The following is a 21,034-nucleotide window of genomic DNA, read 5'->3' on the forward strand; positions in this document are numbered from 1 at the left end:
CACGCCCATCCACGTGGTGCTCGGTCCGGGGGGTTCTGGTGTCTCCGCGATCGCAGCAGCCGGTGCGACCCAGCGCCCCGTCGCCTCCCGGTCGGACCGGTCGGCGCCCCGATCGGGACTGACGGTCGCCGAATCCGACACCCTTCTCATCACCGTCGACCGCTGGTCGCCGGTGCCCGACTGGGCGCGGGTGTATCGCCGGCCCGGCGAACCGGTCGTCGTCTCCAAGTACCTCCATCTGCTGACCCTGGACCGGCTGGACCTCACCGAGCGCACCTGGTCGGCTTTCGTCGAGGTGCTCGAGCACACGGTGAGCCGCAGCAAGACGGCGCTGCCCGGGGTCGGCACGCTGGCCGGGATCGATGCCGCCGAGCTCACCTCGTTGCCGGGGATCGACGACTTCCTCCTCCTGCGACGCATTCGGGACGAGGCGGTCAGCGGCCGGTGGCAGCGGATCGTCGTCGACTGTTCCGGATGCGGCGACCCGCTGCAGTTCTTGCGTGGTGGAGCGGTTCTCAGCCAGGCGCTCAACCGGTTCTGGCCGCGGCACCGACGTCTCGCGATGGCTGCCGAGCGTCCGATGGTCGCGCAGTTGACGGCCGCGGTCGACGCGATCGACCGGGATTGCCTCGACATCGCGGAACTGTTCGCCGATCCGCACGCGGTGGCAGTGCACCTCGTTCTCGCCGCCGACGACCGGAGCCGGCGACTGACCGGCCACCACGTCGCCACCGCGGACCTGATGGGGCTCCCGCTGGCGTCGGTGCAGGTCAACGGCGGCGTCGGTGCAGAATCCGCGACCGAGATCGCCGAGACGGTGCGGGCCGAACTCGCGGGTTCCGACAGTTCCCGATCGGTGCGCGTCGAGGTGGTCGACAAATCGGTCGACAGGATCGATCGCATGGCCCGGTTGCGGAAGCTCTCGGTGTCGCTGCCTGCGCCGCACGGCGTGCCACGGGGTTCGGCAGCGGCCGAGGTCGAGGCGGGGCAGGGGCGCGTGGACGGCCGTCCCGCCGGTCCGGTGTATCGGTTGTCCTGGCCGCAGCGCCTCCCGGACCCGGATTCGCTTGCTCTCGGGCGCAGCGGAGACGACCTGCTGGTGACGATCGCCGGATTCCGCCATCCCGTGCGCCTACCGTCTGTGTTGCGGCGGTGCGCGGTGGTCGACGCCGACTGGGACGGAACGACCCTGGGTATCAGGTTCGTCCCCGACCCGTCGGTCTGGCCACGACCACAGGACTGATCCAGCTGACCGGCCGCGACGAGGTGGCACGATCCTGCGCGACGGCAATGGTGGAACGGACCGGCCCGGGCGGGGTACGTTCGGAGACCGCACTGTCCGAACCGGCGCGGTACGGTTCCGGTGACCCGGACGCCAGACACGCGGGTGGGTGGACGCGCGGGGCCAGAGAAGGGGAGAGTTCGCGATGGGCACGGACGACGAGACGTTCCGGCAGGCCGGTGACGGGTCCGCGGACGACCGCCGAGACGGCCCCGCAGACCCGGTCCGCGACCTGCTGCTCGGGCTGGCCACCCAGATCGACAACCTGGCCGGGCTCTTCGCGCCGGCTCCACAGTCGCACACCCCCGGCAGTGGGGAAGCGGCGGGAGCCCGACCCGGTTTCGCGGCCCTCGTCGACGGGGGTCCACTGGGACACGCGCTCTCGGGGGCATCCGGGGAGATCACCTCGCTGCTCGCCGAGATCGGTGACCTGGTCGCCCGTCTGATCGCGGCGGTCATCGCCGTGCTGGAGGCCATCGCCGAGGCGCTGCGCTCCTCGCCCACGACCTCGTCGGCGCCACGGCAGTACGAACCGATCGCAGTGCGCTTCAACGGTCCGGCGGCCGGTCGCGACACCGGGACACCGCGTCCCGGTGATGGACCGGGGCGGAGCGCGCCGTCACCCGGACCCGGCTCCGGGCAGGAGAACTGATGGGCGACTTGACCATCGGCATCGACATCGGCGGCACCAGTGTGCGCGCGTCGGTGGTCGACGACCGGGGCACGATGCTGGACACGCTGCGCGCGCAGACCCCGCCGACCGCGCAAGCGCTCGAACACTGCCTGGACCGGCTCGTCGGTGAGCTGACCTCGCGCTGGGACGCGAAGGCTGTCGGACTCGCGATCGCCGGCTTCCTGACGACCGACCGCAGGATCGTCCGGTTCGCGCCGCACCTGCCGTGGCGCGAGGCGCCGGTGGCCGAGGAGATGACCCGGCGCGTCGGCATCCCGGTCTACGCCGAGCACGACGCCAATGCGGCCGCCGTGGCCGAATGGCGGTTCGGTGCGGCCGCGCGCGGTCACAACACCGTTGTCCTCGCGATCGGCACCGGCATCGGTGCCGGGTTCGTCATCGAGGGGGAGATCTACCGCGGAAGTTACGGCGTCGCACCGGAACTCGGGCATCTGACGATCGTCCCGGACGGGCGCGCCTGCGCCTGTGGCAAGCGCGGCTGCTGGGAGCGGTACTGCAGCGGCACCGCGCTGGTGGACACGGTGGTGGAGTTGCTCGCCGACGGCGACTGGGGTCGCAGTCAGCTCGCCGCAGACGTCGCGGCCGATCCCGGGTCGCTGACCGGCCGCCGGGTGGCCAGAGCCGCCGCCGACGGGGACGCGGTCGCGGTGGCGGCGTTCGCGCGGTTCGCGACATCGCTGGGCCAGGGGCTCGCGATGATCGCCGACATCTTCGACCCCGACCTCATCGTGCTGGCCGGTGGCGTCGGCGCGGCGTCGGGCCTGTTCCTCGACGAGGCCAGGGAACACTACGCCCGTCAGGTCACCGGTGCCGGACACCGCCAGCTCGCTCGGATCCGCGGTACCCAACTCGGCGAGACCGCCGGTGTCGTCGGTGCGGCAGAGGTTGCGCGGCAGGCGATCCGGACGGCCGCACGGCCACTGGCCGATCCCCGTGCCGAGACTCGTCCGGTCTCCGGCCTCTGAGCACTCCGCGAGTCCACGGCCGGTCCTGGCCGGACGGTAGAGTTCGACGCGGGTAAGGTCTTGGCGTCGGGGCACCCGCCGGTTCCCGCGGTCTCCGTGGGACGATCGGCCGGCGGGAAGTCATCGGGTCGTGTGCGCGGCGAGGAGAATCTCATGTGGTACTGGGCGTTCAAGTACATCTTTCTCGGCCCGATCCTGAGGGTCCTCGGCCGGCCGACCATCGAAGGGCACGAGAACATCCCGACCGACGGTCCGGCGATCCTGGCGAGCAATCACCTCGCGGTGATGGACAGCTTCTTCCTGCCGCTGATGGTGGACCGCCGGATCTACTTCCTCGCCAAGAGTGAGTACTTCACCGGCACCGGTCTCAAGGGACGTCTGCAGCGCTGGTTCTTCACCGCCGTCGGCCAGATCCCCATCGACCGGTCCGGGGCCGAGGCGGCCGAGGGTGCGCTCACCGCGGCACGCCGTCAGCTCGACAAGGGAAAACTGATGGGGATGTACCCCGAGGGCACCCGGTCCCCGGACGGATGTCTCTACAAGGGAAAGACGGGGCTCGCGCGTCTGGCCATGGACACCGGGGTGCCGGTCATCCCCGTTGCCATGATCGACACCCACAAGTTCAACCCGCCCGGCAGCATCCTGCCGCGACCCACCCGGGTCGCGGTGCGCATCGGCAAGCCCCTGGACTTCTCGCGGTACGAGGGCATGGAGGGCAACCGCTTCATCGAGCGCTCGGTCACCGACGAGATCATGTACGAGCTGATGCAGCTCTCGGGCCAGCAGTACGTCGACGTCTACGCCGCGAGCCTCAAGAATCAGGTCCCGCCGGTCGAGCCGCCGGCAGCCGACGCCGCCTGAGGAGCTCCGCACAACCGGCTCGGCGAGCGAGCAGCGAGTCCCCTTCCGGATCAGCCGGCGTCGCCTACCCGGGTGCCGTCGAGGACTTCGCACAACTCCGGGATCCACTCGCGGTCGGCCGGAACGATCTCGGCGGCGTCGAAGAGTCGCAATTCGTCGGCGGAGAACCAGCGCACGTCGAGGTGCTCGAGTGCCGTCGGAGTGCCCGAGCGCACCCGCGCCAGGTAGGCGTGGAGGGCCAGTCCACCGGGCAGCGTCACCGGGGAGCCCACACCCTCACCCGGCTCGATCTCGGCGCCGAGTTCCTCACGGATCTCTCGGATCAACGCGGCCGCATGCGTTTCCCCTGATTCGACACGGCCACCGGGTAGTTCCCACTGGCCGGCGAGTTCGGCGGGACGGGATCGCTGTGCGAGCAGCAACCGGCCGTCGGCGACGATCGCCGCGGCGACCACGTCGAGCGGTCGCGTGTCCCGGGGGTCGTCGCGCGCGGCCCGGGTCGCGATCAACCAGGCGAAGGTGACGACGGTGGCGAAGGGCCACGCAGCCCCGAAGATCGCCTCGAGGGCCGCCGGGGGCTCGGGGCCGTACTCGATGGTGACCCGGAGCAGCCACGGGATACCCAGCCCCGCGACCGCGACCCACATCGCGAGCACGGCCCGCGCGCCCCGACGCCGCGATCCGGCACCGTGGACGAGCCAGATCGCCAGCGGGATGACCCACACCCAGTGATGTACCCACGAGATCGGCGACACCAGTAGTCCGAAGAACTGCACCACGAGCAGGATGCCCAGCGCGTCGGACACCGCCCGCCAGGCGAACACCGCCACCACGATCGCGACCAGGACGCCGACCATCCAGATCCAGCCCGTCCCCACGTCGAATCCGACGAAGCGCGACAGGGTGCCACGCAGACTCTGGTTGATCACCGCCTCGACGGGGCCGATGCGCTCGGCGTCGCCGAACAGCTTGCCGTAGTACGTCCGGGTGACGTCAGGGAACAGCAGCAGGCAGCCGAGGACCGTGAAGAAGAAGGCGATCGCCGCGGACACGGCGCCCAGCGGTCGGCGTGCGGCCAGATACCAGAGACCGGAGATCGCCGGGGTCAGCTTGATGCCCGCCATCAGGCCGATGAGCGCACCGCCGGCCAGTACTCCTCGATCGCTGCGTGCCCAGGTGACCGCCAGGAGCGTGCCGAGCATCAGGAAGACGTTGATCTGGCCGTAGTCGAGGGTCACCCGGACCGGCTCGCACCAGATCGCCGGCGCGGTCCACAGCGCGGCGACCGCGTAGACGTGGGTGGTCGAGCCGCACAGGCGCAGGGCGAGCACGACGCAGGCGTACAACGCGCCGAACGTGGCCAGCTGCCATCCGATCGCCACGAGGTCCCACGGCACGAGGGACAGCGGGTACAACACGACGGCCGCGAACGGCGGATAGGTGAAGGGCAGCGCGAAGTCGGTCTCACCGGCGTAGGTGAACAAATAGAGCGACCCGTCGGCGAGACCCGCCGAACCGTCACGGTAAACGTGCAGGTCCACGAAGTTCCTGCCGTTCACGGTCAGCGTGTCCCAGACGAGCCGCGCGATGATCGACGCCGCCAGGAGAGCGGTCGCCAGCACAGACCTGGAGCGCACGAAATACCAGGGTAGACAGGCAGAGGGCGGTATGGCGAAACGGTGCGCGATGAACGGGTGGGCGCGAGGGTGTGTGAATACTTGACCCATGCGCTTCTTCTACGACTCGGAGTTCATCGAGGACGGCACCACCATCGAGCTCGTCTCGATCGGGGTCGTCGGTGAGGACGGTCGCGAGTTCTACGCGGTGTCGACCGATTTCGATCCCGGCCGGGCCGGGGACTGGGTGCGGGCCAATGTGTTGCCGAAGCTGCCGTCGCCGTCGTCGTCCGCCTGGCGGGATCGGCGCCGCATCCGGGAGGACCTCCTCGAATTCCTCACCGCCGACGGCTCCGACATCGAGCTGTGGGCCTGGGTGGGGGCCTACGACCACGTCGTGCTCTGCCAGCTCTGGGGTCCGATGACCGCGCTGCCGCGCGCGATCCCCCGGTTCACACGGGAACTGCGCCAGCACTGGGAGGCCGCGGGTCGTCCGGCGCTGCCGCCGACCCCCTCGGACGCACACGACGCACTGAGCGACGCCCGGCACAACCTGCGCCGGTGGGAGGCGATCGAGAAGGCCCGCGTCTGACCCGCGAACGGGACGACGGCCGCGTCTCCTTTACCCTGGACGGGTGGTGAACTGGACCGTAGACGTGCCGATCGACGAGCTCCCCGAGCTCCCTCCGCTTCCGGGTGATCTCCAAACGCGTTTCGACGACGCGCTCAGCCGCCCGGCGGTGCAGCAGCCGAGCTGGCCGGCCGACGAGGCGCGCAAGATGCGTACGGTCCTCGAATCGGTGCCGCCGATCTGTATGCCGGCCGAGGTCCAGACCCTCGCCGCGCAGCTCGCCGACGTCGCCGAGGGGCGTGCCTTCCTGCTGCAGGGCGGCGACTGCGCGGAGACATTCGCCGACAACACCGAGCCCCACATCAAGGGCAACATCCGCACGCTGCTGCAGATGGCCGTCGTGCTCACCTACGGCGCCAGCATGCCGGTGGTCAAGGTGGCCCGGATCGCGGGTCAGTACGCCAAGCCGCGCTCGTCCGACGTGGACGCCCTGGGTCTGCCGTCGTACCGCGGGGACATGGTCAACGGTTTCCCGGCCGACGCCGCGGTTCGGGCACACGACCCGTCCCGGCTGGTGCGTGCGTACGCGAACGCGGCCGCCGCGATGAACCTCGTCCGCGCCCTCACCCAGGCCGAGGCGGACCTGAGCCGGGTGCACGACTGGAACCGTGAGTTCGTGCGCACGTCACCGGCCGGCGCACGCTACGAGGCGCTCGCGTCCGAGATCGACCGCGGTCTGCGCTTCATGGACGCGTGCGGGGTCACCGACAGCAGCCTCAACTCGGCGGCGATCTTCGCGTCGCATGAAGCGCTCGTCCTCGACTACGAGCGCGCCATGCTGCGACTCGCCGACGACCCCGACGGTCCCGGCAAGGTCCTCTACGACCTGTCGGCGCACTTCCTGTGGATCGGAGAGCGGACCCGCCAGCTCGACGGCGCGCACATCGCGTTCGCCGAGCTCGTCAGCAACCCGATCGGCGTGAAGATCGGACCCACCACGACGCCCGAGCAGGCGGTCGAGTACGTCGAGCGTCTCGACCCGCACAACGTGCCGGGGCGGCTCACGCTCGTCGCGCGGATGGGCAACGGCAAGGTCCGCGACGTGCTGCCGGCGATCGTCGGCGCCGTCGAGGCGACCGGGCACAAGGTCATCTGGCAGTGCGATCCGATGCACGGCAACACCCACGAGGCGTCGACCGGTTTCAAGACCCGGCACTTCGACCGGATCGTCGACGAGGTGCAGGGCTTCTTCGAGGTGCACCGCGCGTTGGGCAGTCATCCCGGCGGTGTCCACGTCGAGCTCACCGGCGAGGACGTCACCGAATGTCTCGGTGGCGCGCAGGAGATCTCGGATCTCGACCTCGGCGGACGCTACGAGACCGCCTGCGATCCGCGGCTGAACACCCAGCAGTCGCTCGAACTCGCGTTCCTCGTCGCGGAGATGCTGCGCGGCTGAGATGTTGGGCGGCTGAGATGTTGGGCGGCGCTGCTGAGGGGCGGCGCGACTGAGGGCTGGGTCAGCCGATGGCCAGGAACGTGCTGCCGACCCAGAAACCGAGGGCACCCAGCCCGCCGGTCAGCAGGAGCACGACGACGATCCACAGCAGCGCGCCCAGGCGGCTGCCGCCGATGAGTTCGGGTTCCCCGGCTTCGGGCCGTGAGGTGCGTCGGCTCGCCGGGCGCGGCGGTGCAGGGTCGTCGCGTTCGATCTCCGGTTGGTCGACCGGGGTGTCGGTGTGCGCCTGCCGCACCGGCTCGGACGCCGGGGTGTGCGGACCCGGCACCGACTGCACTCGGGTGCCGTGCCCGCCGGGATCCGGGCCCCGGTAGCGGGACACCGTCTGTCGTTCGGCCGATCGGCGCGGGGCGGGCACCGTGAAGGGCGGGAGATCGAGCTCGTCGGCGACGGCGAGCAGCGCGCGCTGCATGTCGAACCCGTCCGCGTACCGATCGGCCGGGTTGCGCTCGGTCGCGCGCAGCACGATCTCGTCGAACTCCTCGGGTACCCCGGCGATCACGTCACCGGGCGCCGGCACATCGAAACTGAGTCGCTGGTAGGCGAGTGCGAGCGGCGAGTCACCAGAGAACGGTGTTCTGCCCGTGAGGAGTTCGAACATCATCACGCCCATGGAGTAGACGTCGCTGCGGGCGTCGGCGTGGGTGGACTCGACCTGTTCGGGGGACAGGTAGGCGGCGGTCCCGAGGATCACGCTCGCCGAGGTCACCCCCGCCTCGGCCACGGCTCGCACCAACCCGAAGTCGGCGACCTTGACCTCGCCCTCGTCGGAGATGAGCACATTCTCCGGTTTCACGTCGCGATGGACCAGGCCCGCCGCGTGCGCGGTGCCGAGCCCACCCAGAACCGGCGCGGCCACCGCGACCACCGCGTGGGGCGGCATCGGACCGCGTTCGCGCAACAGCTCTCGCAGACTGCCCCCGTCGACCAATTCCATCACCAGGAACGCGATGCCGTTGTCGATGCCCTGGTCGTACACGGCGACGAGCCCCGGGTGTTTCAGTCCGGCGACCGCACGTGCCTCGAACTCGAAGCGGCGCAGGAACTGTGAGTCGCCCGAGTACCGGGAGTCCATCACCTTCACCGCCACGTCGCGCCCCAATCGGAGGTCGACGGCGAGGTACACGGCCGACATGCCGCCGCGCGCGATGGGCGCGTCGATCCGGTACCGGCCCTCGAGGACGGTCCCGAGCAGCGTGTCGACGGCGGAGTTCACGCTGCCGAATCTACCTGCAGGCCGGGCCGGTCGAGAGCATCGGCACGATGCCGGCACCGAGCGTCGTGACACCGGGTGTCACGCCGGTCTCCTGCATCACGGTCGTCCCGACCCGATGGTTTCTCCCGATCCCCACTACCGGCTACGCTTTCGACGTGGGTTCCCTACCGTTGTCGCCTGACACTCTGCCTTCCGACACCGAGTTCCTGTCGATCGACGATGTCGCCGACCGCCTCGGGGTGTCGACCAACCGGGTGCGAACACTCATCCGTGACCATCACCTGCTCGCGGTCTCCCACGGCGGGTATCCGGCGATCCCGGCGCTCTTCTTCGACGAGGACGGTGTCGTCAAACACTTCTACGGTCTCGTGGCGGTGCTGTTCGACGGCGGTTACACGCGCGACGAGGTGATGGAGTGGCTGTTCACCGAGCAGGACGACCTCGGCCTGCACCCCGCGGCGGCACTGCGCACCGATTTCGCCCGCGAGGTCATCCGGCGGGCGCAGGCCCAGGCTTTCTGACGGACTCCCCGGCCGGGGTCGTGCCCCACGCCCATCGGCCGAATCGGCCCAGTCGCAACGGGTCCCGGCGGGTGAGCGACCAGGCTGCGAGGCCCGCCAGTGCCGCAGCCAGGCCCACCTCGACCGGCTTGTAGAACACGATCGCGTCGTCGGGCTGGAACACGATCAGCAGGAAGGTCGAGGCTCCGACGACCGTGGCCCGTACCCACATCGGCAGTTCGAACGCCACCGCGATCACCAGCACCCAGGTGTAATACCAGGGCAGCGTCGACGGTTCGAGCAGTAGGACGGCCAGCATCGCCCAGGCCATTCCGGCCACCGCGTCGCGCACATCGTGGCGGTGGCGCCACCACAGCGCGACGAGCGTCACCGCGAGAACCACGTAACCGATCGCCCGCGTGACCTCGAGCACCGGTTGCAGGTTGAGTGCGACGAACGGCGCCGCGACCAAGGTCACCAGGTGGGCGGCAAGGGTGGGGATGGTGAACCAGTTGATGATCACGTCGGCCCAACCCAGACCGGTGAGCCAACCGAGTCCCAGACCGATCGCCAGGGTCCACACACCGAAGACCGCGACCGCGATGCCGACGATCGACGCGAACACGGTCACCACGTCGCGAGCCGTCACCGGTCGGCGAGAACGGATGTGCGACAACCAGATCCACAACACGAACGGCATCGCGATCCCGGCCGTGATCTTGATCGACACCGCGAGTGCCAGGACCGACGTGCCCAGCACGTGCTTGCCGTCGACCACCAAGACGATCCCGGTGACGAGTACGCCCATCATCAGCAGCTCGACATGGGGGCCCGCCACGAGGTGGATCAGAATCAACGGATTGAACAACACCAGCCAGAGCCCGGCCTGGGGAGAGGCGCCGAACCGTTCGGCCAGGCGCGGGATCGTCCACAGGGACAGAAAGAGTCCGGGTAGCAGTACGAGCCGGATGGCCAGCACACCGACGACCACCTGATCGCCGGTGATCTCGGTGACGACGCGCAGCATGCCCATGAAGAACGGGCCATAAGGTGCCGTCGTGGTGGCCCACACCTGCGCCATGCTGTCCACGAGCGGACCAGGTGCATGGGCGGGACCGTCGGCGTACGGATCGAACCCGGCGCCGAACACGGCCCCCTGCGCCAGATATGCGTAGACATCGCGGGAGTACACCGGCACCGCGACGAGAAGCGGTGCGGCCCACACCAGCACCCACCGACCGAGCGTGCGGGTCGTGGGTACGGCGTCGGAAGGGGAGGGCGCTCGCTTCGCTCCCGGCGCCGCCGTCCCGAAGATCCGGCGCCCGAGCCGGACCCACCCCAACACCATCAGGAAGACACCCAGCCAGAACAGGGTGCCGAAGACGTTCTTCCCGTGTCCGTAGGTGATCCAGCTCAGCCCGAGATCGGAGAGGACAGCGGAATTGCGCGGTGGGTCGCCGACACCGAAGCTGCCGAGGCAGACAAGGGCGGACCCGATCGCGCCGAGGACGAGATCGCGTCGACCGGCCGCGCCGCCGCCGGCAGCGCGTGGTGCGGGAGTGCTCACGCCTCGCGATGCGCGACGCGATGTGCGACCGCGATCAATTCGGTTCGGATGTCCGCGCCGATATCGGCGGCGTCGAGTGCGGTCAATGCCGACCGCAACAGTTCGTCGATCGAGTTCTCCACCTCGTCCACCGCGCCCACCTCCACGAAAATGTTTCGGGCGGTGTTCAACTCGTCATCATCCAGTGAACGCCCCAGATAAGAGCGCAGCCGCGCGCCGAGGGCCGGGTCGGCCGCATCGGCGCGCTGCAGGGCGATCGCCAGCAGGGCTGTGCGCTTACCCGCGACCAGGTCGTCACCGGAGGGCTTGCCCGTCCGTTCCGGGTCGCCGAACACGCCGAGCAGATCGTCGCGGAGCTGGAAGGCGATCCCCAGATCGTGCCCGATCGAACGCAGACCCGATACGAGTTGTTCCGAGCCGCCCGCAAGTCGCGCGCCGAGTTCGAGTGGCCGCGCGACGGTGTAGGCGGCGGTCTTGAACTCCATCACGCGATAGGCGGCCTCGGTCGAGTCGTCGCCGCCGGCCTCGTTCACGATGTCGAGGAACTGGCCACCGAGCACCTCGGTCCGCATGGCCGCCCACGTCGCACCCACCTCGGCGGGCAATCGCCGGTCGCCGTCCCAACTCGTCGAGCCGCCCGGCCGATGTCCGTGCACCAGGTCGTCCGCCCAGGCGAGCGCGAAGTCGCCGGCCAGGATCGCGGCCGCGACCCCGTGTGCACCGGAATCCCCGGTCCACTCCGCGCCCGCGTGCCGAGCCTCGAACTCCCGGTGCACGGTCGGATGTCCGCGTCGGGTGTCGGACCGGTCGATGATGTCGTCATGGATGAGAGCGCAGGCCTGTACGAGTTCGAGCGCGGCGCAGACGCGCAGCGCGTCGTGCGGGCCGGGAGCGTCGTCGTCGGTGACGGTTCGGTCCGAGGACGACGTCCCGCAGCGCCAGCCGGCGAATGCGAAGACCGGCCGGATGCGCTTGCCGCCGCGCAGGACGAACTCCCGGATCAGTTCGGCGGCCTCACCGACCACCGGCGCGATCGCAGTGGCGGCCGGAACCGCATCGGCGAAGAAGGCACGTAATTCGGCCTCGACGGCGCCCGGGACCGCATCGAGCGAGGTGGGCGTGGGGATCGTGGAGGTCACCCTGCCAGGCTATGCGACCAGCTCCGTACACTGTGCCGGTGACCCCAACCGCTCCCGCACCCTCGATCGTCGAACGACTGTCCGCTCCGCACCGCGGACCGGTCCCGTTCTCCGTCGAGTTCTTCCCGCCGCGTGACGCCGAGGCCGAGTCCCGGCTGTGGCGGGCGGTGCGCATCTTCGAGCGGTTGTCCCCGGCGTTCGTGTCGATGACCTACGGTGCGGGCGGCTCGACCCGGGACCGGACGGTGCGCATCACCGGTGAGCTGGCGGCGCAGACCACGCTGCTCCCGGTCGCGCACCTGACCGCGGTCAATCACAGCATCGCGGAGTTGCGCGCACTCGTCGGGGCCTACGCCGACCGGGGCATCACCAACATCCTCGCGCTTCGTGGCGACCCGCCCGGTGATCCGCTCGGCGAGTGGATCGCTCATCCCGACGGCGTCGAGTACGCCGAGCAGTTGGTTCGGCTCATCGACACCCTGGGTGATTTCCACGTGGGCGTGGCGTCGTTCCCCGAGACCCACCACCGGTCGCCCGACGTCGACCACGACACCCGCACGCTCGTCAGCAAGCTGCGATCCGGTGCCGAGTACTCCATCACCCAGATGTTCTTCGACGTCGAGCACTACCTGCGGCTGCGCGATCGAGTCGCGGCCGCCGATCCCGAACAGGGGGCCAAGCCGATCATCCCGGGCATCATGCCGGTGACCTCGCTGGCCACCGCCCGGCGGATGGTCGAGCTGTCGGGCTCGGTGATCCCGCCCGACGTCGAGGAACGTTTCGTCAAGGCCGCGGGCAACGGTGCCGAAGAGGACCGCGCGTCGGTCCGCGCCGTCGGCATCGACTTCGCGACCGAGATGGCACAGCGCCTCATCGCCGAGGATGCGCCGTGCCTGCATTTCTGCAGCCTGAACTTCGCCAAGGCCACCACGGAGGTCCTCGGGCGGCTCGGCGTGGATGTCGACGCCGCCCTGCACGTCCCGGCCTGAGCTGCTCGGCCGGAGCGGCGGCGCGCCGTCAGCCGGTCCAGATCACCTGGCGGCGGGCGGCGTCTGGTCCGGTCCGGTCGCCCCCGGTGCCGGACCCGTGACAGGATCGGCGGCGGCGGCGAGTCCCTCGCCGGAGATCGTCGGCGGTGCAGTCTTTCCCGGGACGGGACGTCCGGGTCGCGGACCGCGGTGGCGCTTGGCGTAGGCGATCCGGACGATCACGAGGACGACCACGACGCACAGCAGGGCGACGAACCACGACCAACTGCTGACCGCGGCGGTCGCCGGGTCCGGGTAGGTGGCGTCGGCGCTGAAGTCCGACGGTTCACCGGGGGCAGGTGTCCAGGTCACCGTCGACTCGCCGACCTGCTCGCCGTTCGTCGCGGTCACCGGACCGCCGAAGGTGACGGTCAGTTGGACGTAGTCGCGCGCCGGGACGAGTTCCGACAGATCCGCGTCGCCGCGGAAACGCACCACCTCGCCGCTGCGCTTGGCGGTGAGGTCCATGGTCAGCGAGGTGTCGCCGTAGGCATCGGCCACGATGTCGCCGAGCTGGGCGAACTGGCCCGCAGTGAGGTCGCTGAACGATGCGCGCGTCCCCACGCGGGTGGCGGGATCGTCCTCGTCGGGATTCCCCTCTGCGCCGGCGTCGTCGTTCCTGGCGGTCTCCGATGATGCAGGAGATCCGGGCTCGGCGGTGTCACCGGGGGTCGACGACGGCGCGTCGGGTTGCTCCGGCACCTGCCGGTAGTCGGTCACCGAGACCTGCCCGACCATCGACTCGGGCAGGTCGAGCTGCGGCGTCCCGCGCGGGTTGTCCGGGGTGGTCGCGACGACGACGCTGCCCGAATAGCGGTCACCGACCGTCGTCGACCGCTCGAGACAACCGGCGATCAGCGGGGACAGGGCGACGAGGACGATGGCCACCGCGGCCGGCAACAGGCGCCGGGCTCGGCGGGACTCGGGCGCACCCGGTACGGGATTCGACGAACGCACGGTGCTCATCGTGCCAGACCCCGGCCGCGCTGCGGGTCACCCGTCACGCCGCGCCGCGTCCGGGTGCCCGGCCGAAGCCGCCCCGCGTGTGGGCGTCGGCGACACAGCGCTTTCGGGCCCGTCTTCAGGGCGCATCTCAGGGACCAGTGACAACGGACACAGCCGCGGCCCGCCGGGACCGCGGAGGTACCGCGCTGATCAGGATCGGCGGCGGAGCCCTCGGCGTCCGCGACGCAGCGCGAGGTGCGCGGTGATGTATCCGCTCGCTCCGGTGACACCTCCGCCGGGATGGGTCGACGCGCCGGCGAGGAACACACCGTCGGCGCCCGGGACCTGGTGACCCGCGAGATCCGGGGTCGGACGCCACATGAACATCTGGTCGATGGACATCTCGACGTGCATGATGTTGCCGCCGATCAGACCGAGTTCGTCGGCGAGGTCTCGCGGTGTCTGGATGTATCGGTGGGCGATCGATTCGGCGAATCCGGGTGCATGACGATCCACCTCCTCGCACACGGCCTTCGCGGCGCGGTCGGCCGCGGAGGACCAGTCGCCCTCGGCCAGCCGGTACGGATGCCACTGCGCCCAGAGATTGATGACGGACCGGCCCGGCGGTGCGAGCGTCGGATCGATCGCCGAATAGCTCATCGCGACCACCGCGGGACGCGGGGGGAGCTCACCGACCGACGCCGCGGCGTGGGCCCTGGTGAGGTGGGCACGGTCGGTCACGAGTAGGCCGAGGGCCGAGTGGACACCGTGTTCGGGCAGGTCGGACGGCAGATCCCGATAATCGGGCAGGCTCGTCGTCCCGAGTCGGACGGCCATCCCGATGCCACTGCCCACGACGATGGCGCGTCGCCAACGGTCGATGATCCCCGCGTCGAAACCGCCGGCCGCGAGGAGATCCAGCGTGGTCAGCACGTGACACGCGTTGATGACGGTGCCGGCGCAGCGGGCTTCGCCACTGCTGGTGAGCACCCGCCAATGGTCGCCGCAGCGGGCGACCGACACCGCCGGGTCCCCGCACGAGACGCGGCCGCCGTCCCGATCGATCCGGTGCACGAGCGCGTCGGTCAGGGCGCCGCTTCCCCCGATCGCGCGGCCGGGCGGAATGAGGTGCATGAGTGCGGCGAAGCCGACCATCGGTGCGGTCCCGGGTGCACTCATGGGCGGCCCGGACTGGGCGCCGAACCAGGCGAGACCGGCCTTGAGCTGTTCGGACTCGAAGTACTCGTCGAGGAGGGAGTCGCCCGACGTCATCAACTCGGCGGTGAGGTTCATGACCCGGCCGCTCCGCCGGCCGAGGAACCCGGTGCGTGCCGTGCTCGCGGTGTCGCCGAGGCCGCCGAACGCCCGGCCGAACCGGCCCATCGTCGCGGGTTGGTAGAACGCGTCCATGACAGCCCGGGCACGCGGCATCCACGTCGCGACGAATCGCCGATACGCGGCTGCATCGGCTGCGCCACAGGCAGTTTCGATGGAAGCGCAGGTCGCGTCCAGGTCCGTGCGGAAGACGATCGGCGGGGCTGTCGCGGTCGCCGGGACGAACGCCCACGGATCGCAGTCGACGTAACGCAGGCCGTGTGCGGCCAGGTCCAGGTCGTCGAGCACGGGGGAGTGCCGGATCATCAGGTGTGCCGACGACCCGCGATCGACCCGATGTCCGGGGAAGCGTTCGACGGTCGAGACGGCGCCGCCCGGGATCTCGTCCCGCTCGAGGACTTCCACGTTCCGTCCGGCCTGCGCCAGGTAGGCCGCGGCGATCAGGCCGTTGTGGCCCGCGCCGATGACGACGGCATCGCGTCGAGTGCCGTGCACGGTCAGCTCCCGGTACCGACGCGCTGTGCCGCGGTCGGGGGTTGTAGTTCCAGCGGGAGTGGACGCCCGAGGAAGGCGAACGGACGTGGGTCGCCGGTGAAGGTGAAGTGGCGCAGGACGTCGGTGAAGCCCATCCGCCGGTACAGCGACCACGCGCGGTTGTCCTCGGCGGGGATCTCCGGCGTCGACAGCAACACATGACGTTCGGGCCGGTCGGCGAGTAGCCGGGCGAGCAGCCACTGTCCGATCCCTCGTCCCTGGGCCGTCGGGTGCACATGCAGCTCGGTGAGTTCGAAGTAGTCGCGGGCGATCGCCTCGACCGTCGCGGGTGGGCGCCCCGTCTCGCGGAGTCCGAGTCGCAGTTGCTGATTCCACCACTGGCCCGTCGCGCCGGTGTAGCCGTAGGCGATCCCGACAAGCAGGTCGTCGGGTCCGACGCCGACCGGTGGACCCACCCGGCGTCGAGCTGCCGGCATGGTCCGTGCTTCGTACGGGGTCACGGTTTCTATCGCGCCCACCGCGCGCCATCCCGGCCGGGCGATGTGCTCGCGCCAGAGGCCGGCCCGATGGATCTCGGTGCCGCGCGGATAGTTCATCGCGGTCACGTAGATCTCCAATGCGGGCTCGAGCCAGGCGCGGGCGTCGTCGCCGCTCAAGCTCACCAGACGGATGGTCAACGGACTTCCGTTCTCTGCGTCGTCGGTCTCCGGTCGTCGTCGACCCGCATGCGAGGTCGCCCGGCATCGGGGACGGCGGGACCGTCCCGTCCTGGGGCATCGCATCGCGGGCCACTCCCGGGAGTTGTCCTATCGATGATGCACACTCGGCAGGAATCGGGTCGCAGGTGGTGGCGTTGTACATCGCAGGCGATGGAGTCGGGTCACAGATGTCTTGAACACCGACGCCGGGATAGCTATATTGAACGTGTCGAACGGATGTTCGATGAATGTGCCTCCGCAAGCTGTTCGCGTTCATCCTCGACACGGTCCGGCGGCGGACGAGGGAAGCGTCTGCCGCCGGACGCAGCAACACGATGAGGAGGACGGCATGGCCAGGCAGCGCAGCGCCACAGCTCTCACCCACGCGGCTTTGGTCGACCCGATGATGGTCGGCCGTGCCCGGGATCTCCTCGAGCGTGCACACCTACTCCTCGACAACGCCGATGGCGTCGAGGATGGTGCCGAGCGTTTCCGCCAGCTCTACCTCGTCGCCCTTCGTGCCTCGGGTGCGGCCCTCGCGGTGCACGAGCCGGTCGGCACGGTCCGGCGTAGGACGTCGAACGCCTGGACCCGCATCGGCGTGGTCGCACCGGACCTGGCGCCGATCGCGGCCCGCTTCGCCGCGCTCTCACCGGTTCGGATGAAGATCGAGTCCGGCATCATCCGCACGGTCGATCCCGACAGTGTCGCGGGGATGCGGCTCCTCGTCCTCGACTTTCTCCGTCAGGTCGAGACGATGGTCATCGCCTACGAGCAAGGAAAACTCGGTTCCGACGCCCCTCAGATCGGGGCGACAGCGTGAAACCGGCCACACTTTGCCGGTTGACGCACCGGACGGTCATCTGCAACGGCGAGTAATGGTGGTCGCGGTCGATTTCACCTCGTATCATGGGACGATATAGGCGCAGACGCCTTTCCGGTCGCGGGTGACCTTCGTCGGCGTCGCGGATCAGTGAGAAGGAGGGTCGGTGCCACTTTCGGAGCACGAGCAACGCATGCTCGAACAAATCGAGAGCGCGCTGTACGCGGAAGACCCCAAGTTTGCGTCCAGTGTCAAGCGTCGACGTCTGGGGAAGTCGAGCGGACGACGTCGCTTGCAGGCGGCGGCGGTCTTCGTCGTCGGTCTGGTGATGCTGGTCGGCGGACTCATAGTCAACATCAACATCGGCGGGTTCCCGATAGTGAGCCTTCTGGGGTTCCTGGTGATGTTCGGGGCAGGCCTCTTCGCGCTGTGGGGAGACAATTCCACCGAGGCCGGTTCGCCGACGCCCAGGGCGGGGAAGAAGCAGTCCGGATCCTCCGGTGCCAAGCGCAAGCTGTCCGAACGTATGGAGGAGCGATTCAATCGCCGATTCGAGCAGGAGTGATCTGCCGATCCTGACTCCGCGTTCGCCGATCGGCTGAACGACCCCGGCGAACAACCGCGACACCACCGCGACAACCGCATACGTCAGAGCCGCGTGCCCCACGGGTACGCGGCTCTGTTGTGTTGCCGCCCGCCTCTCGCGCTGACTGGATGACCACGCGGCGCACAGTCGACGGGATCGGGCGCACGGTCGACGGGCTCCACTTCTCCCCACCGGTCTGCCCCACTTCTCCCCACCCGGGTGCCCCACTTTGCCCCACCTGCACGAATGGGTGGGCGGTAGACGTACCTTTGACGTCCCTTTGGCCTCATCAGACCTCATTTGTCACGTGGCTACAGCGTGGAACCTGGAGGCGACGCGCCGGAACACGCGCTGACAGAGCGGTGTTTCACCGCTCTGAACTGCAACTTTGCTGGGTGGGGGTGAGCTAGGGGGTTCTGGGGGTGGAAAGTGGTGGAAAGTGGGGTACTGTGGCATCACTGGGTGAAGCGATTCACCACAGCGCCGGGAGCGAAGCGAGCGGGCTGCACACAACCGCAGCGCCGGGAGCGAAGCGAGCGGGCTGTGTAGGGAAGGCGCGGAGCCCAGTGGGCAGGAGGTGTCGACGTGTCTGTGCGATTCGTCGGTACCTACACGCCCAAATTGGATGACAAAGGGCGACTCACGTTGCCCGCCAAGTTCCGCGATGCACTGGCAGGAGGGGTAGTGGTCACAAAAGGCCAAGATCACAGCTTGTCGGTGTACCGGACCGAAGAGTTCGATGCGATTGCGGCAAGGATCGTCGAGGCGTCCCGAAACGACCCTGATCTGCGGGCTTTCCAGCGAACGTTCTTCGCCGGTTCGGAAGAACAACGACCGGACGGTCAGGGCAGGATCAGCCTGTCCCCCGACCATCGTGTGTACGCGGGACTGTCCAAGGAGTGCGTGGTGTTCGGCAGCTTCGATCACCTCGAGATCTGGGACTCGGCCGCCTGGGACGAGTACCAGACCCGGCATGAGGAGAACTTCTCGGCCGCCAACTCCGCTGCACTGAACGCGGTGCTGTAGCCGGGAGGCTCGGCGCGGCGATCGCAAGAGACGCAACCGACTAGAGACAGCAACCGATGGGCGAGTTCGGTGCCCAAAGGCTTCGGGTGGCACGAGGCCCCGGCCCGGTCCGACCCTGGCGTACTTCCCCAACGCCAGGTGCGTGATCGGGCCGGGACCCCGCTCCATCCGACCGCCTGCTCTCGCCGACGAGAAGAAGCCGCCCACCGCCGATACCGCACACACGCCGATGGGGGGTCTTCATCATGGTCGATGCAGGTGACGAACCGCGCCGCTCCGGCGAGTTCGGACACATCCCCGTCATGGGTGGTCGCATCGTCGAGTTGCTGAGCCCGGCACTGGAATCCGATGAGCCGCGGGTGTTCCTCGACGCCACGCTCGGCGCCGGCGGGCACAGCCAGCTGATTCTCGAGTCGTTCCCGAACGCCCGTGTGGTCGGGATCGACCGAGATGCCTCGGCGCTCGAGATCGCCCGTACCCGCCTGGCCCCGTATGTCGACCGGATCTCCCTGCATCAGGCGACATTTCACGAGATCCGAGATGTGATGGAGGCCGCGGGGGAGTCGGCGGTCGACGCCGCGCTGTTCGATCTCGGCGTGTCGTCGATGCAGTTGGATCAGGCCGGGCGTGGATTCGCGTACGCCGTGGACGCCCCGCTGGACATGCGGATGAACGCCGACGACCCCCTCACGGCCGCCGACGTACTCAACACCTATTCGCACGGTGACCTGGCGCGCGTCCTCTCCGAGTACGGGGAGGAGCGCTTCGCCGGACGCATCGCGTCGGCGGTTCTGCGTGAGCGGGACAAGGAGCCGTTCACGACCAGTGCGCGCCTCGTCGAACTGCTCTATGCCGCGATCCCGGCCGCCACCAGGCGGACCGGCGGTCACCCGGCGAAACGGACCTTCCAGGCGCTGCGCATCGAGGTCAATCACGAATTGGACGTTCTGCGTGAGGCATTGCCTGCGGCGCTGGACTTCCTCGTCATCGGTGGTCGGGTCGTCGTGATGAGCTATCAATCGCTCGAGGACCGGATCGTCAAGCGCGAGTTCGCCACGCGCACATCGTCGACCTCGCCGCCTGGGCTGCCGGTCGAATTGCCGGGTACGGCAGCGGAATTCCGGCTGGTGACCCGCGGAGCAGAGCGTCCGGACGAGAACGAACTGGCCACCAACCCGCGCTCGGCGCCGGTTCGTGTCCGCGCGATCGAACGAGTCGAGAAGGGCTGAGCATGACCATCCTGCACGAGGCCCCGTCGCGTGCCGCCGACGACGATCGCGACTCACGACGGTCACGCCGGACCCGCATCGAATCCGAACGCGCCACGCGATCGCGCGCCGCCCAGCGCGCGCTCGACCGACGTCACCGCCGCACCGCGGCGGGTCGTGCCACACCACCGCGTCGAACCGGTGGCGGCCTCTCCATGACCGGGGTATCCCTGCGACAGCGGCTGCAGCACACCCCATTCGTGGTGCCGGTCATCGCGCTGCTGGTACTCGGGCTGGGTTTGAGTCTGTGGCTTTCCACCAAATCGGCACAGGACTCCTACAAGCTGGGGATCGAACGGACGCAGAATCAGTCCCTCATCGACCAGCGCGACGCGCTCAAGCGCACCTATGAATCGGGCAACTCGGCGCCCGAATTGTCCGACAAGGCAGCACGTCTCGGCATGATCCCGGCGGACAATCCCGCCCGGATGATCGTCGACGATCCGCGACGTCCGCGAGTGGTGGGCAAACCAGCGCCGGCTTCCGGCCGTCCGATGGGGAGCCTGAATCCCGACACCGCACCGGATCCCGCGGAATCGGTCGACCCGAGCCAGGTGGATGACTCGATCGGCCTTGGCGGACGGTCGGGTTCCGAGGGGCCGGACGCGGGCGGGACCACGACGCCGCAGCCCACACCGTCGGACGCCTCCGGGCAACCGACTCCGGGTCAATCCACGCCGGGTCAATCCACGCCCGGTGGATCCACTCCGTCGCAGACTGCTCCGCCCGGCGCGAATCCGCTGCCGTCCGGGGCGAATCCGACGCCGTCGGGAACTAGTGCGGTGCCCCCGGCCGCGCCGTCGACGCCGACCCCCGCGCCGAATGTGGTGCCCGCCCCGTGAGTTCGTCGGCTCCCAGCGCACGACGTGCGCCGGGTCTCCGGTGTCATCTCCAACCCGCCGG

20 protein-coding genes are annotated in these 21,034 nt (G+C 69.3%); 13 read left to right on the top strand and 7 right to left on the bottom strand.

The features are described 5' to 3' along the window. The first annotated feature begins 13 nt into the window (after positions 1 to 13). The 4 genes from ACFW3F_RS11595 to ACFW3F_RS11610 all read left to right on the top strand — a co-directional run bounded on the left by ACFW3F_RS11595 (position 14) and on the right by ACFW3F_RS11610 (position 3,802). Positions 14 to 1,243, top strand: coding sequence for an ArsA-related P-loop ATPase (locus tag ACFW3F_RS11595; RefSeq protein WP_388057369.1), 1,230 nt, complete (start codon positions 14 to 16; stop codon positions 1,241 to 1,243). A gap of 184 nt (positions 1,244 to 1,427) precedes the next feature. Continuing rightward, positions 1,428 to 1,934 (top strand): hypothetical protein, encoded by a 507-nt coding sequence (locus ACFW3F_RS11600; RefSeq protein WP_388057371.1) that lies wholly within the window; start codon positions 1,428 to 1,430, stop codon positions 1,932 to 1,934. Next, positions 1,934 to 2,941, top strand: a complete 1,008-nt coding sequence (locus tag ACFW3F_RS11605; RefSeq protein WP_388057373.1) for an ROK family protein — start codon at positions 1,934 to 1,936, stop codon at positions 2,939 to 2,941. Before ACFW3F_RS11600 ends, ACFW3F_RS11605 begins: the two co-directional genes overlap by 1 nt. Before the next feature lie 153 nt (positions 2,942 to 3,094). Further along, the gene (locus tag ACFW3F_RS11610) at positions 3,095 to 3,802 is read left to right on the top strand and encodes a lysophospholipid acyltransferase family protein (RefSeq protein WP_388057375.1); all 708 of its coding nucleotides are present in this window, start codon (positions 3,095 to 3,097) and stop codon (positions 3,800 to 3,802) included. A 50-nt stretch (positions 3,803 to 3,852) separates the two neighbouring features. Here the strand turns inward: ACFW3F_RS11610 and ACFW3F_RS11615 are convergent, their stop codons facing one another. Next, on the bottom strand, positions 3,853 to 5,424 hold the full coding sequence (locus ACFW3F_RS11615; protein ID WP_388057450.1) for a mannosyltransferase: 1,572 nt from the start codon (positions 5,422 to 5,424) through the stop codon (positions 3,853 to 3,855). Positions 5,425 to 5,527: 103 nt separating this feature from the next. On the opposite strand from ACFW3F_RS11615, the gene ACFW3F_RS11620 reads away from it, so the two are divergent. Then, complete coding sequence (locus ACFW3F_RS11620) at positions 5,528 to 6,010, top strand: polyadenylate-specific 3'-exoribonuclease AS (protein ID WP_388057377.1); 483 nt, start codon at positions 5,528 to 5,530, stop codon at positions 6,008 to 6,010. 43 nt (positions 6,011 to 6,053) lie between these two features. After that, positions 6,054 to 7,445, top strand: coding sequence for a class II 3-deoxy-7-phosphoheptulonate synthase (locus ACFW3F_RS11625; RefSeq protein WP_388057379.1), 1,392 nt, complete (start codon positions 6,054 to 6,056; stop codon positions 7,443 to 7,445). Positions 7,446 to 7,506: 61 nt separating this feature from the next. Here ACFW3F_RS11625 and ACFW3F_RS11630 read toward each other — a convergent pair whose 3' ends face one another. Then, positions 7,507 to 8,721, bottom strand: a complete 1,215-nt coding sequence (locus ACFW3F_RS11630; RefSeq protein ID WP_388057381.1) for a protein kinase — start codon at positions 8,719 to 8,721, stop codon at positions 7,507 to 7,509. A 155-nt stretch (positions 8,722 to 8,876) separates the two neighbouring features. Here ACFW3F_RS11630 and ACFW3F_RS11635 point away from each other — a divergent pair, with 155 nt between their 5' ends. After that, the gene (locus ACFW3F_RS11635; RefSeq protein ID WP_388057454.1) at positions 8,877 to 9,242 is read left to right on the top strand and encodes an Rv2175c family DNA-binding protein; all 366 of its coding nucleotides are present in this window, start codon (positions 8,877 to 8,879) and stop codon (positions 9,240 to 9,242) included. Here the strand turns inward: ACFW3F_RS11635 and ACFW3F_RS11640 are convergent. Both ACFW3F_RS11640 and ACFW3F_RS11645 read right to left on the bottom strand, forming a co-directional pair. Continuing rightward, positions 9,211 to 10,788 (bottom strand): alpha-(1->6)-mannopyranosyltransferase A, encoded by a 1,578-nt coding sequence (locus ACFW3F_RS11640; RefSeq protein ID WP_388057383.1) that lies wholly within the window; start codon positions 10,786 to 10,788, stop codon positions 9,211 to 9,213. The genes ACFW3F_RS11635 and ACFW3F_RS11640 overlap by 32 nt on opposite strands. Further along, positions 10,785 to 11,927: a polyprenyl synthetase family protein gene (locus ACFW3F_RS11645; RefSeq protein WP_388057385.1), complete on the bottom strand. Its 1,143-nt coding sequence runs from the start codon at positions 11,925 to 11,927 to the stop codon at positions 10,785 to 10,787. Before ACFW3F_RS11645 ends, ACFW3F_RS11640 begins: the two co-directional genes overlap by 4 nt. Before the next feature lie 11 nt (positions 11,928 to 11,938). On the opposite strand from ACFW3F_RS11645, the gene ACFW3F_RS11650 reads away from it, so the two are divergent. Further along, a complete protein-coding gene (locus tag ACFW3F_RS11650; protein WP_388057387.1) occupies positions 11,939 to 12,916 on the top strand; it encodes a methylenetetrahydrofolate reductase in 978 nt (325 codons plus the stop codon). Positions 12,917 to 12,958: 42 nt separating this feature from the next. On the opposite strand, the gene ACFW3F_RS11655 is transcribed toward ACFW3F_RS11650, so the two are convergent. The 3 genes from ACFW3F_RS11655 to ACFW3F_RS11665 all read right to left on the bottom strand — a co-directional run bounded on the left by ACFW3F_RS11655 (position 12,959) and on the right by ACFW3F_RS11665 (position 16,407). After that, positions 12,959 to 13,921, bottom strand: a complete 963-nt coding sequence (locus ACFW3F_RS11655; RefSeq protein ID WP_388057389.1) for an LppM family (lipo)protein — start codon at positions 13,919 to 13,921, stop codon at positions 12,959 to 12,961. A gap of 189 nt (positions 13,922 to 14,110) precedes the next feature. Next, positions 14,111 to 15,730, bottom strand: coding sequence for a phytoene desaturase family protein (locus tag ACFW3F_RS11660; RefSeq protein WP_388057391.1), 1,620 nt, complete (start codon positions 15,728 to 15,730; stop codon positions 14,111 to 14,113). A gap of 2 nt (positions 15,731 to 15,732) precedes the next feature. Then, positions 15,733 to 16,407, bottom strand: coding sequence for a GNAT family N-acetyltransferase (locus ACFW3F_RS11665; RefSeq protein ID WP_388057393.1), 675 nt, complete (start codon positions 16,405 to 16,407; stop codon positions 15,733 to 15,735). A gap of 370 nt (positions 16,408 to 16,777) precedes the next feature. On the opposite strand from ACFW3F_RS11665, the gene ACFW3F_RS11670 reads away from it, so the two are divergent. From ACFW3F_RS11670 to ACFW3F_RS11690, 5 genes are all read left to right on the top strand, one after another. Next, entirely contained in the window at positions 16,778 to 17,251 is a 474-nt protein-coding gene (locus ACFW3F_RS11670) for an SAV_6107 family HEPN domain-containing protein (protein ID WP_388057395.1), read from the top strand. A 166-nt stretch (positions 17,252 to 17,417) separates the two neighbouring features. After that, positions 17,418 to 17,816: a DUF3040 domain-containing protein gene (locus ACFW3F_RS11675; RefSeq protein WP_388057397.1), complete on the top strand. Its 399-nt coding sequence runs from the start codon at positions 17,418 to 17,420 to the stop codon at positions 17,814 to 17,816. Between the two features lie 606 nt (positions 17,817 to 18,422). Further along, positions 18,423 to 18,863, top strand: coding sequence for a division/cell wall cluster transcriptional repressor MraZ (mraZ, locus tag ACFW3F_RS11680; protein WP_388057399.1), 441 nt, complete (start codon positions 18,423 to 18,425; stop codon positions 18,861 to 18,863). Between the two features lie 245 nt (positions 18,864 to 19,108). Then, positions 19,109 to 20,092 (top strand): 16S rRNA (cytosine(1402)-N(4))-methyltransferase RsmH, encoded by a 984-nt coding sequence (gene rsmH / locus ACFW3F_RS11685; RefSeq protein WP_388057401.1) that lies wholly within the window; start codon positions 19,109 to 19,111, stop codon positions 20,090 to 20,092. Positions 20,093 to 20,094: 2 nt separating this feature from the next. Continuing rightward, positions 20,095 to 20,973 (top strand): hypothetical protein, encoded by an 879-nt coding sequence (locus ACFW3F_RS11690; RefSeq protein ID WP_388057403.1) that lies wholly within the window; start codon positions 20,095 to 20,097, stop codon positions 20,971 to 20,973. Positions 20,974 to 21,034 lie beyond the last annotated feature (61 nt).

It is taken from the genome of Gordonia sp. NPDC058843 (genome assembly GCF_042743165.1).
GTDB lineage: Bacteria > Actinomycetota > Actinomycetes > Mycobacteriales > Mycobacteriaceae > Gordonia.